Source organism: Streptomyces sp. URMC 126, assembly GCF_051386555.1.
In the GTDB taxonomy this organism is placed as follows: Bacteria; Actinomycetota; Actinomycetes; order Streptomycetales; family Streptomycetaceae; genus Streptomyces.
Genome location: NZ_JBPQTX010000226.1, coordinates 1 through 11,676, shown reverse-complemented (window position 1 = coordinate 11,676; position 11,676 = coordinate 1). Strand labels below are relative to the sequence as shown.

Genomic DNA, 11,676 nt, shown 5'->3' with positions numbered 1-11,676 from the left:
CGTCGGGGGCGGGCGGGGCGGCTCCCCCGGCGGCCGCCCCGCCCGGGGTCCTGGGCGGCCGGTCCGGGGCCGCGTACCGGCGCCAGAGCTCGCCCCAGCAGCCCACCCGGGCGGCGATGGCGAGGAAGAGGGCGATGAAGAGGGTGTAGTAGGCGTAGGTGACGTAGAAGTACATCGGCGGCTGCAACCAGGAGACCGGGATGACCCGCATCAGCGGCCACAGCCAGATCCTGCCGAACACGTCGTAGCAGAGTTCCCAGGCCACGACCGCGCCCGCCAGCGCGAGAGCGGCGCGGCGTACGAGCAGTGGCCGGGGGATGCGGTCCGGCCGGTCCGGGAGCAGGGCGGGAGGCAGTCTGAGGCCCAGACGCCGTTTGCCGTTCGCCCATACCGGCCCGCCGTAGCGGCGCCACAGCTCGGGCACGCGGCCGATGCGGGCGAAGAGGACGACCAGTCCGCAGAACCACAGGGCGTAGTAGAGGTAGGACGACAGGAGCCACGCTTGGGAGTTCTCGTCCCAGTCGCCGGGGACCAGCGCCTTCAGCGGCCACTTCCAGTACGGCCCGAAGTAGCCGTGCCACAGCAGCGACCAGACCAGCCAGCCGCACAGCATCGAGATCACCGCGCCGCCGACGAGCTGCCGGCCGGGCGTGCGGCCGAGCTCCTCCGGCGGTTTCGGGCGGTGGCCGAAGCGCCAGACGCCGGGCTGGGCGGGCGGCCGGGGGGTGCGCAGCCAGGTGAGGAAGGGGTGCTCGGGCTCCGGCGCCGCGCCCTGGGCGGGCGGCCGCCGCGGGGCCGGCGGCACGGCGGAGGCGGCGGGCGGCACGGCCGAGGGAGCGGGCGGAGCGCCCGAGGGAGCCGGCGGCACGGTCCCGGCCGGGAAGCCGCCCGGCCTGGCCTGCGGGGGAACGTACGGCGCCGGCGGCCCGTCGGGGCGGGCCGGCCGGCCGCCGCGGAAGGGCGGTGCCCCGTACGCGTCCCCGTACGTGTCCTCGGATGCCATCGCTGCCCCTTGCCCCCGCCGGCCGGTCCCGCTGCTGCCTGCCCGCCGTGCGGCCCGGCTGCGGCCGGACCGACGTCGCGTGGCCAATCTAGCGGCCCTGAGCGGCGAGTTCAGCGTCTCCGGACCGAGTTCCGGGGTGACTCGGGGTGATCCCGCAGCCGACTCGGGGTCGGCCCCGAGGGGACCCTGCCCAAACCTCGCCGGGGCCTCCCCGGTGTCCCCCCAGGCACCGGGAGCGCCGCTAGCCGCCCGTCCCGCCATGTACCGTCCGGACAACGGCGCGCCCGTACTTCTCCCGAACGGAACATGCCGGGGCCGTCGGCCCGCCCTTAGCCTGCGGTCAAAAGTCCGCGTTCTTCCCCCGGGAGCCCACCATGACCGAACTGTCCGGAGGCTCGGCCCTCCCCCAGGAGCGCCGCGTCGTCACCGCCATTCCCGGCCCGAAGTCGCTGGAGCTCCAGGCGCGCCGCACGGCGACGGTCGCCGGGGGCGTCGGCTCGGTGCTGCCGGTGTTCACGACCCGCGCGGGCGGCGGCGTGATCGAGGACGTGGACGGCAACTCGCTGATCGACTTCGGTTCGGGCATCGCCGTGACCTCGGTGGGCGCCAGCGCCGAGGCCGTGGTCCGCCGGGCGTCGGCCCAGCTGGCGAACTTCACCCACACCTGCTTCATGGTCACCCCCTACGAGGGCTACGTGGAGGTCTGCGAGCGGCTGGCCGAGCTGACGCCGGGCGACCACGCCAAGAAGTCGGCCCTGTTCAACTCGGGCGCCGAGGCCGTCGAGAACGCGGTGAAGATCGCCCGCGCGTACACCAAGCGCCAGGCCGTCGTCGTCTTCGACCACGGCTACCACGGCCGCACCAACCTGACGATGGCGCTGACGGCCAAGAACATGCCGTACAAGCACGGCTTCGGCCCCTTCGCCCCCGAGGTCTACCGGGTGCCGGTGGCCTACGGCTACCGCTGGCCGACCGGTCCGGAGAACTGCGGCCCCGAGGCCGCCGCGCAGGCCATCGACCAGATCACCAAGCAGGTCGGCGCGGAGAACGTGGCCGCGATCATCATCGAGCCGGTGCTCGGCGAGGGCGGCTTCATCGAGCCGGCCAAGGGCTTCCTGCCGGCGATCGTGAAGTTCGCGAACGACAACGGCATCGTCTTCGTGGCGGACGAGATCCAGTCCGGCTTCTGCCGCACCGGCCAGTGGTTCGCCTGTGAGGACGAGGGCATCGTCCCTGACCTGATCACCACCGCCAAGGGCATCGCGGGCGGTCTGCCGCTGGCCGCGGTCACCGGCCGCGCGGAGATCATGGACTCGGCGCACGCGGGCGGCCTCGGCGGCACCTACGGCGGCAACCCGGTGGCGTGCGCCGGCGCGCTCGGCGCGATCGAGACCATGCGCGAGCTGGACCTCAACGCGAAGGCGAAGCGCATCGAGGAGGTCATGAAGGGCCGCCTCGCGGTCATGCAGGAGAAGTTCCCGGTCATCGGCGATATCCGCGGCCGCGGCGCGATGATCGCGATCGAGCTGGTCAAGGACCCGGAGACCAAGGCCCCCGCCCCGGAGGCGGCCGGCGCCCTGGCCAAGGCCTGCCACGCCGAGGGCCTGCTGGTGCTCACCTGCGGCACCTACGGGAACGTGCTCCGCTTCCTGCCGCCGCTCGTCATCGGCGAGGACCTGCTCAACGAGGGTCTGGACATCATCGAGGCGGCCCTCGGACGGCTCTGAACACGTCGCCGGCCCCGACCGGACCGGCGTGCGCGGGCGTCTGCACGGGCGCCCGTGAAGAACCTGTGCGGGGCGGGTGGTGGACGGGTGACACGGCTACCGTCCGCCGCCCGCCCTGCCGTACGGTTTCTGCAGATGAGTGAGACACCCCGTCCGCAGGGGACTGCGGACGACGCCCCGCCGGTACGTCCCCAGTTCCGGCGCGGCCGTGCCACCGCGCACGCGACCGGGGCCGCGCGAGATACGGGCCCCGGGACTCCTCACCGATCGGACGGCCGCCCGTTCCACACCCCCCGGGGCGAGCGGCACGCCGGCCCGGCCGGCGGCCTCGGAACCTCCCCCCCTGTTCCGGAGCCGTCGGCCTTCCGGCTGTCCGGCCTCCTCCCGGTGCTGTCCCTCGTCCTGTTCGCCCTGGTCACCTGGCAGGTCGCCGGGCACGGCCCGCTGCGCGCGCTGGACGAGCGGGTGGGGCGCGCCGCCGCCGGTGCCGCGTTCCCCCGGGCGGTCACCGGCTTCCTCGCCGACCTCGGCAACGCCTCCGTCGCCGTACCGGTGCTGGCCGCCGCCGCGCTGTGGGCGGTGCTGCGGCGCGGCCGGCCGTGGTGGCACGCCCTGGCCGCCGCCCTCGCCATGGCGGCGGTGCCCGCGCTCGTCGTCCCGCTCAAGACGCTCGTCGGCCGGCCGGGCCCGCCCGCGATGGGGGCCGGCCCGCACGACGGCTTCTTCCCCTCCGGCCACACGGCCACCGCCGCCGTGGCCTACGGTGCCGCGCTGCTGCTGCTCACCCGCTCCCGCCGGGCCGCCACCGGGTACGTCCTGCTCAACGCGGCGGTGGGGGCCGGGCTGGTGCACCGCGGCTACCACTGGCCGCTGGACGTCCTGGGCTCCTGGTGCCTGGCCGTCCTCGTCCTGTGGTGCCTGTCCCGGGCGCTCAGCCGCGGGCGAGCCGGGCGGCGGCCTCGTGGAGGGCGAGCTCCAGCACCACCGGGTCGGTGAGCGCCCCCGATCCGTCGGGCGGTACCAGCCAGCGGACGAGGGAGGTGTTGCGCACCGGGTGCGGCACCACGATCCAGGTGCCGCACCCGGCGCCGCGCACCCCGGTCGCCAGCCACCGGGCCGCCGTCCCGGGCGGGACGAGGAAGCCGACGCGGCCGGCCCGTTCGTCGGCGAGGACGGGCCCCGGCGAGCCGGCCCGCCCGGCCAGGACATCGGCCGTGGGGCGGCCGAGACCGCCCGGGAAGATGAGCACGTCCCAGAGCCGGCCGGCGGGCAGCAGGGCGATCCCGAAGGGATTGCGCTCCCACTCCCACCGGCAGCCGGCGGGATCGGGCGCGGCCGCCGCCAGCCACTCCACCGCGCTCGTCCGCCCCGCGCCGCCGCTCATAGGCCTGCCTCCTCCGTGTCGACTGTGTGCGTCCACGGGTGGGAGGGGGCGGCCGGGCGGCCCTTACACGGGTTCCGGGGGATTCCCCCGACCGGGTGACCGGCCGGCGGGTCAGCTGTCGAAGCCGAGGCCGACCTTGTCCATGGCCTTCAGCCAGAGGTTGCGCCGGCCGCCGTTCTCGTCTGCCCGGGTCATCGACCACTGGGTGATGCCGATCCCCACCGACCGCACCGGCTCCGGCGGGAAGGGCAGGGGTCTGCTGCGGACCATCTCCAGCTCGGTGCGCTCGGTCCGCTCCCCCGCCAGCAGGTCGAGCATGACGTCCGCGCCGAACCGCGTGGCCCCTACGCCCAGTCCGGTGTACCCGAGGGCGTAGGCGACCCGGCCGCCGTGCGCGGTGCCGAAGAAGGCCGAGAAGCGGGAGCAGGTGTCGATGGCGCCGCCCCAGGCGTGCGAGAAGCGGACGCCCTCCAGCTGCGGGAAGCAGCGGAAGAAGTGCTCGGCGAGCCGCTGGTAGGTGGCGGGGTGGTGGTCGTACTCGGCCCGGACCTCGCCGCCGTAGTGGTAGACGATGTCGTAGCCGCCCCACAGGATCCGCCGGTCGGCGGTGAGGCGGAAGTAGTGGAAGTGGTTGGCCGAGTCGCTGAGCCCCTGCCGCCGCTTCCAGCCGACGGCCGCGAGCTGCTCCTCGGTCAGCGGCTCGGTGACGAGCACGTAGTCGTAGACCGGGGCGATGTACGGGCGCAGCCGCTTGACCAGGGACGGGTAGACGTTGGTGCCGAGGGCGGCCTGCCGGGCGAAGACCCGCCCGTAGGGGGTGCGGACGGCGACTCCGGCGCCGCGCGAGGACAGGCCGCTGCCGGGGGTGTGCTCGTAGATCCTTACGCCCAGCTCCAGGCAGGCGCGCTTGAGGCCCCAGGCGAGCTTGGCGGGGTGCAGCATGGCGACGCCGTCGCGGTTCCAGAGGCCGGCGAGGAAGGTCGGGGAGTCGACCTCGGCCCGGAGGGCGTCGCGGTCGAGGTATTCGTGGCCGGTGATGCCGAGGGCCGCGTACTCCTCGGCGGCCTCGCGGAGTTCGTCCACCTGATGCGGGGCGGTGGCGATGTCGATCTCGCCGGTGCGTTCGAAGTCGCAGTCGATGCGGTGGCGGCGGAGGGCGTCCTCGATGCCGTCGAGGTTGCGGCGGCCGAGCTCCTCCAGCAGGGGGAGCTCGTCGGGCCAGCGGGCGAGGCCGTTGCCGACGCCGTGGGTGAGGGAGGCGGCGCAGAAGCCGCCGTTGCGGCCGGAGGCGGCCCAGCCGGTCTCCTCGGCCTCGATGAGGACGACGTCGCGGGCGGGGTCGCGTTCCTTGGCGTTGAGGGCGGTCCAGAGCCCCGAGTAGCCGCCGCCGACGACGAGCAGGTCGCAGTGCTCGTCGCCGACGAGGGCGGGGCGGGGGTCGGGCCGGCCGGGGTCGTCGAGCCAGTAGGGGCGCAGAGCGGTGTCGGAGAGTGATTGGGCAGGGTTCATGGCACGAGCGGCCATGTTCTCAGCTCCTTCGGCTGCCTCTTCGTCTGTTTTTCCGGCGTCCGGCCAACTGTCCGGCCAGCACGCACAGGACGGCGACGGCGAACATGGCCGTGCCGACGACATTGATCTGAACGGGCGTCCCGCGCTGCGCGGCTCCCCAGACGTACATGGGGAAGGTCACAGTGGAGCCGGCGTTGAAGTTGGTGATGACGAAGTCGTCGAAGGAGAGCGCGAACGACAGCAGGGCCCCGGCGGCGATGCCGGGCGCGGCGATCGGCAGGGTGACGCGCAGGAACGTCTGGAGGGGCGTGGCGTAGAGGTCCTGCGCGGCCTGCTCCAGCCGCGGGTCCATGCTCGTCACCCGGGCCTTGACCGCCGTGACGACGAAGCTCAGGCAGAACGTGATGTGGGCGATGAGGATCGTCCAGAAGCCGAACGCGACGCCGGTGTTGAGGAAGAGGGTGGCCATCGAGGCGGCCATCACGACCTCGGGCATCGCCATCGGCAGGAAGAACAGGCCGCTCGCCCCGCCGCGGCCCCGGAAGCGGTGCCGGGCCAGGGCGAAGGCGGCCAGGGTGCCGAGCACGGTGGCGCCGATCGTGGCCCAGAGGGCGATCCAGAGGCTGAGCGAGAGCGAGCCGCAGAGCCCCGCGACGTCGCAGGGGTGCGTCCAGGCGTCCGTGGAGAACTCGCGCCACTCGTAGTTGAAGCGGCCGGCGGGCTTGTTGAACGAGAAGACGGTGACGATGACGTTGGGCAGCAGCAGGTAGGCGAGGGTGCCCAGACCGGCGATCACCACCAGGTGGCGGCGGAGCCAGCGCAGCGGGCGGGCGGCGGTACGCATCAGACGACGTCCTCCGTCCCGGCCCGGCGCAGGTAGACGGTGACCATGCCGAGGATGACGGCCATCAGCAGGAAGGACAGCGCGGCGGCGGTCGGGTAGTCCAGGACGCGCAGGAACTGCGACTGGACGACGTTGCCGATCATCTTCTGGTCCGGGGAGCCGAGCAGTTCGGCGTTGATGTAGTCGCCGGCGGCCGGGATGAAGGTGAGCAGCGTGCCGGCGACGACGCCGGGCATGGAGAGCGGGAAGGTCACCCGGCGGAACGTGGTGAGGGGGCCCGCGTACAGGTCGCCCGCGGCTTCGTGGAGCCTGCCGTCGATGCGTTCCAGGGAGGTGTAGAGCGGCAGGATCATAAAGGGCAGGAAGTTGTAGGTGAGGCCGCAGACGACGGCGAGCGGGGTGGCGAGGAGCCGGTGCCCCTCGGTGACGCCCAGCGCGTCGGTCAGGCCGAGGACGTGCAGCGAGTCCAGGGCTCCGACGACGGGTCCGCCGTCGGAGAGGATCGTCTTCCAGGCCAGCGTGCGGATCAGGAAGCTGGTGAAGAACGGCGCGATGACCAGCACCATCAGCAGGGTGCGCCAGCGGCCGGCCCGGAAGGCGATGAGGTACGCGAGCGGATAGCCGAGCAGCAGGCAGAGCGCGGTGGCGACGGCGGCGTAGCCGATCGAGCGGAGGAACTGGGGCCAGTAGGCGTCCAGGGCGTCCCAGTAGGTGGCGAAGTGCCAGGTGACCCGGAAGCCGTCCTCCAGGGAGCCGGTCTGGACGGAGGTCGACGCCTGGTAGACGAGGGGGGCCACGAAGAAGACCAGCAGCCAGAGGACGCCGGGGAGGAGCAGCCAGTAGGGGACGCGCCGGTGCCGGCGGGAGGGACGGGCGGTCTCCCGAGCGGGGGTGGGGGTGACCGTCGTCATGAGGGGGCCTCCCCCAGGTCCACGTCGGTGCCCGCCTCGATGCGCTGCGCGGCGTCCAGTCCGAAGCCGTGGCCGGGGTTCCAGTGCAGGAGCACCTCGGCGCCGGGGACCAGCCGGGGGTCGCGCTCGACGTTCTGGGCGTAGACGGACAGCCCGGCCGTGCCGGTGGCGACCGGCGCGTCGACGAGGTACTGGGTGGAGACGCCGATGAAGCTCGCGGAACTGATGCGTCCGCGCACCCGGTTGCGGCCGTCGGGCACGGTCTCGGCGTCGTCGGCGTGGGTGAGCGCGATCTTCTCCGGCCGTATGCCGACGAGCACCTTGTCCCCGGCGCGCGCGGGCACCTGGCAGCGGGAGGCGGGCAGCGCGAGCTTGCCGTCGGCGGCGCGCAGCACCAGGACGTCGCCGGAGGCGTCGAGGACCTCGGCGGTGATGAGGTTGGAGGTGCCCAGGAAGTTGGCGACGAAGGTGGTGCGCGGCGTCTCGTAGAGGTCGGCGGGGGCGCCGAGTTGCTCGACCCGGCCGGCGTTCATCACGGCCACGGTGTCGGCCATCGTCATCGCCTCCTCCTGGTCGTGGGTGACGTGCACAAAGGTGATGCCGACCTCGGTCTGGATCCGCTTGAGCTCCAGCTGCATCTGGCGGCGGAGCTTGAGATCCAGGGCGCCCAGCGGCTCGTCGAGCAGCAGGACCTGCGGGTGGTTGATGAGCGCCCGGGCGACCGCCACACGCTGCTGCTGGCCGCCGGAGAGCTCGTGCGGCCGGCGCCGGGCCAGGTCACCGAGCTGGACGAGGTCGAGCATCTCGCCGACCTGCTTGCGCACCGATGTCACACCGCGCCGGCGCAGGCCGAAGGCGACGTTCTCGTGGATGTCCAGGTGCGGGAAGAGCGCGTAGCTCTGGAAGACCGTGTTGACCGGGCGCTTGTACGGCGGCAGGGCGGTCACGTCCCGGCCGGCGAGGACGACGCTGCCGGTGGTGGGGGTCTCCAGGCCGGCGATCATGCGCAGGGTGGTGGTCTTGCCGCAGCCGGAGGCCCCGAGCAGGGCGAAGAACGAACCCGCGGGGACGGAGAGGTCCAGCGGGTGTACGGCCGTGAAGGCGCCGTAGCGCTTGCTGATCCCGGCCAGGCGGACGTCGGTTCCGCTGCCGCCGGGGCCGCTCGGGGCGGTTGCAGTCATGGGTGTGGATCCATCGGATGTGGGGGCGTAGAGCACATAACAGTGACATACGGACGGGGGTGTCCGCGTACGGGCCGTGCGGGTGCCGCATCGCTCACTCCTCCGCTGCCCGCTCGGGCCGTTGACGGCCGTCGCTCCTACCGGATGTGATCGCCGATCCTGACAGAGGGAGGGCCCCACAACAAGAGATTCCGTCGCGGAGATTTCACTCCACGACGGAATCAGTGTTGGCAGCGGGTGAGGTCACGCGATGCGGTCCCGACGGTCCGTCGTCGGGTCGCCGCCGGGGCGCCGAACCGGACGGAGGGATCTTCTCATTGACCTTCCCCTGGCCGGTGTGCCGGGCCGGGCCGGGTGGCCGCCGAGTGCGGACCGGGCCGCGTCGGCTTCACGGATATTCACTCTGCGTTGTCAGTGGTGGGTGCCAGAATGGCCGGCATGTCGAGGGGAACGGGGAATGCCGTGGTGGACAACGGTGTGGGGCACACGCGATCGGTCGAGGAGCTGACGGCGGCCGTCACGCGGGGTGAGCGTCCGAAGTACGTCTTCTTCTGGGGACACCGGCCGCGGCGGGACGGCTCCGTGGGGCCGGGGTGCTTCAGCCAGTGGTGGCCGGCGCCCTTCACGGTCGACGGCACGGTCTACGCGACGGCCGAGCACTGGATGATGGCCGGCAAGGCCCGCCTGTTCGACGACGCCGAGGCCGAGGCCCGGGTCCTGGCCGCGGCCCACCCCAAGCAGGCCAAGGACGCCGGACGGACGGTCCGCGGCTTCGACGAGGAGGAGTGGCGGAGGCACCGCTTCGAGCTCGTCGTCGAAGGCAGCGTGCACAAGTTCGGCCACCACCCGGAGCTGCGGGACTACCTGCTCGCCACCGGCAGCCGGGTGCTGGTGGAAGCCAGCCCGCTCGACCGGGTGTGGGGCATAGGCCTCGCCGCGGACGACGAGCGCGCCGGCGACCCGGCCCGCTGGGACGGGCTGAACCTGCTCGGCTTCGCGCTGATGGAGGCCCGTCAGCGGCTGGCGGACGGCATGAGCGGCCCTCGGCAGGCGGCGCCCGCCGCGTAGCCGCCCGCAGCGCCGGAGCCGCCGGGCGCCCGGTGGGTCACGTCGCTGACCTGGGTGACGTCGGGATCGTCGCCGTACCGCTCGTCCCCGTGCTCCTCGTCGTCCGGCAGGCTGAGTACCAGGACGAGGACGGTCACGGAGGCGGCCAGCCCGAGCGCCCCCAGGATCAGCCCGGCCACGGCCTGGCCCCGGTTGGACGCCACGCCCCGGACGGCCTTCGCGCGCCCGACGGCCCCGAAGGTGACGGCGAGGACCCCGAGGACCAGCCCCAGGACCACGGAGACGGAGAGCAGGAGCGAGAACATGCCGAGCACGAGCGCGGCCGTGCCGAAGCCGTTGTCCGGAACGGCCGGTGCCTGGGGCGGCAGCGGGCCGTACGGCGGGACGGGACCGTACGACAGCGGTCCGGGCCCGGGCGGCGGCCCCGCGCCGTACGGCAGTCCCGGGCCGGCGTAGGAGCCCGGCCCCGGCGGCACGGCGCCGTACGCCGGGTACGGCGACGGCCCGTACGGGGGGCCGGCCGGCGGCGGTCCCTGGAAGGCGGTGGGCGGCTGCCACGCGCTGGGGGTGCCCGGCCCCGTGGGGGCCAGGGGGACGGGCGGCACGGCGCCGTCCCGTACCGGGGGCGCCGTCGGCGGGGCCGGACGGGTGACCTCGGGGTCCTCGCCGAGCGGGACCCCGCCCCCGTCGAGCGGTATCCCCCGTGTCGGCGCGGCCCACGGGTCGCGATCCCGCGGCTCCCGCTGCGCGCTGTCCGTGTCGGACACTGGCCCTCCCCTGCTCCCCCGCCATGCTACGGCCTCCGCGAACGGCCCCGGAGGCCCCCCGCATACGATGATCCGACCGCGATCCGACCCGCCGACCGACCCTTTCCCGGAGGCCAGCATGCCAGCGCTCGACCCCTTCATCGCCGGCCTGCCCAAGGCCGAGCTGCACGTCCACCACGTCGGCTCGGCCTCGCCGCGCATCGTCGCCCAGCTGGCCGCCCGGCACCCGGACTCCCCGGTGCCCACCGACCCCGAGGCGCTGGCCGACTTCTTCACTTTCCGCGACTTCGCGCACTTCATCGAGGTCTACCTCTCGGTGGTCGACCTGATCCGCGACGCCGAGGACGTCCGGCTGCTGACATACGAGATCGCCCGGGACATGGCCCGGCAGAACATCCGGTACGCGGAGCTGACGGTCACACCGTTCAGCTCGGTGCGGCGGGGCATCCCGGACGTGGCCTTCGTCGAGGCGATCGAGGACGCCCGCAAGGCGGCCGAGACCGAACTGGGCGTGGTGCTGCGCTGGTGCTTCGACATCCCCGGCGAGGCCGGGCTGGAGGCGGCCGAGGAGACCACCCGCATCGCCTGCGACCTGCGGCCGGACGGCCTGGTCTCGTTCGGCCTCGGCGGCCCCGAGATCGGCGTCCCCCGCCCGCAGTTCAAGCCCTATTTCGACCGCGCCATCGCCGCCGGACTGCACAGCGTGCCGCATGCCGGGGAGACGACGGGCCCGGAAACGATCTGGGACGCGCTGACCGCGCTGCGCGCGGAGCGCATCGGCCACGGCACCAGCGCCACCCAGGACCCCCGCCTGCTGGCCCATCTCGCTGAGCACCGCATCCCGCTGGAGGTCTGCCCCACCTCCAACCTGGCCACCCGGGCCGTCACCGACATCGAGCTCCACCCGATCAGGGAGATGGCCGCCGCGGGCGTCCTGGTCACCGTCAACAGCGACGACCCGCCGATGTTCGGCACCGACCTCAACAACGAGTACGCGGTCGCCGCCCGGCTGCTGGAACTCGACGCCCAGGGCGTCGCGGACCTCGCCAAGAACGCCGTCGAGGCGTCATTCCTGGACCCGGCGGGCAAGGCGCGGCTCGCGGCGGAGATCGACGCGTACACGGCGGCCCACGCGGGCTGAGCGGACGCGGGGGGGCCGGGCCGGGGGCCGTCGGCGGAGAGGCACACGAACGGGACGGCACACGAACGGGACGGCACGCGCACCGAAACGCCCCCGCCCCGTCGGCCGGCCCCGCCGGCCTCTCGCCGCCCCCCCCTGACA

The 11,676-nt window shown here is 73.6% G+C and carries 10 protein-coding genes and 1 pseudogene; 4 read left to right on the top strand and 7 right to left on the bottom strand.

What is annotated here, in order from left to right; translation table 11 throughout:
• Positions 1 to 1,003, bottom strand: a pseudogene (locus tag ACSNOK_RS23815) (hypothetical protein); the annotation flags it as partial.
• A gap of 374 nt (positions 1,004 to 1,377) precedes the next feature.
• Between ACSNOK_RS23815 and gabT the strand changes: the two are divergent.
• Together gabT and ACSNOK_RS23805 are read left to right on the top strand one after the other, a co-directional pair.
• Entirely contained in the window at positions 1,378 to 2,730 is a 1,353-nt protein-coding gene (gene gabT, locus ACSNOK_RS23810) for a 4-aminobutyrate--2-oxoglutarate transaminase (RefSeq protein WP_436782798.1), read from the top strand.
• A gap of 387 nt (positions 2,731 to 3,117) precedes the next feature.
• Positions 3,118 to 3,726 (top strand): phosphatase PAP2 family protein, encoded by a 609-nt coding sequence (locus tag ACSNOK_RS23805; RefSeq protein WP_436782797.1) that lies wholly within the window; start codon positions 3,118 to 3,120, stop codon positions 3,724 to 3,726.
• On the opposite strand, the gene ACSNOK_RS23800 is transcribed toward ACSNOK_RS23805, so the two are convergent.
• The 5 genes from ACSNOK_RS23800 to ACSNOK_RS23780 form a co-directional block, all read right to left on the bottom strand.
• Positions 3,662 to 4,114, bottom strand: a complete 453-nt coding sequence (locus ACSNOK_RS23800) for a hypothetical protein (protein ID WP_436782796.1) — start codon at positions 4,112 to 4,114, stop codon at positions 3,662 to 3,664. The genes ACSNOK_RS23805 and ACSNOK_RS23800 overlap by 65 nt on opposite strands.
• A gap of 111 nt (positions 4,115 to 4,225) precedes the next feature.
• A complete protein-coding gene (locus ACSNOK_RS23795; RefSeq protein WP_436782795.1) occupies positions 4,226 to 5,638 on the bottom strand; it encodes an NAD(P)/FAD-dependent oxidoreductase in 1,413 nt (470 codons plus the stop codon).
• Between the two features lie 4 nt (positions 5,639 to 5,642).
• Positions 5,643 to 6,467 (bottom strand): ABC transporter permease, encoded by an 825-nt coding sequence (locus ACSNOK_RS23790; protein ID WP_436782794.1) that lies wholly within the window; start codon positions 6,465 to 6,467, stop codon positions 5,643 to 5,645.
• Positions 6,467 to 7,378, bottom strand: coding sequence for an ABC transporter permease (locus ACSNOK_RS23785; RefSeq protein WP_436782793.1), 912 nt, complete (start codon positions 7,376 to 7,378; stop codon positions 6,467 to 6,469). The genes ACSNOK_RS23790 and ACSNOK_RS23785 overlap by 1 nt, the downstream gene beginning before the upstream one ends.
• Positions 7,375 to 8,559, bottom strand: coding sequence for an ABC transporter ATP-binding protein (locus ACSNOK_RS23780; protein ID WP_436782792.1), 1,185 nt, complete (start codon positions 8,557 to 8,559; stop codon positions 7,375 to 7,377). The genes ACSNOK_RS23785 and ACSNOK_RS23780 overlap by 4 nt, the downstream gene beginning before the upstream one ends.
• A 438-nt stretch (positions 8,560 to 8,997) precedes the next feature.
• On the opposite strand from ACSNOK_RS23780, the gene ACSNOK_RS23775 reads away from it, so the two are divergent.
• Positions 8,998 to 9,627 carry an NADAR family protein gene (locus tag ACSNOK_RS23775; protein WP_436782791.1) on the top strand — a complete coding sequence of 210 codons (630 nt, stop codon included), beginning with the start codon at positions 8,998 to 9,000 and terminating at the stop codon, positions 9,625 to 9,627.
• On the opposite strand, the gene ACSNOK_RS23770 is transcribed toward ACSNOK_RS23775, so the two are convergent.
• The gene (locus ACSNOK_RS23770; protein WP_436782790.1) at positions 9,573 to 10,394 is read right to left on the bottom strand and encodes a DUF4190 domain-containing protein; all 822 of its coding nucleotides are present in this window, start codon (positions 10,392 to 10,394) and stop codon (positions 9,573 to 9,575) included. The two genes, ACSNOK_RS23775 and ACSNOK_RS23770, sit on opposite strands and share 55 nt — an antisense overlap.
• A gap of 118 nt (positions 10,395 to 10,512) precedes the next feature.
• On the opposite strand from ACSNOK_RS23770, the gene ACSNOK_RS23765 reads away from it, so the two are divergent.
• Complete coding sequence (locus ACSNOK_RS23765; protein WP_436782789.1) at positions 10,513 to 11,535, top strand: adenosine deaminase; 1,023 nt, start codon at positions 10,513 to 10,515, stop codon at positions 11,533 to 11,535.
• Positions 11,536 to 11,676: the final 141 nt, after the last annotated feature.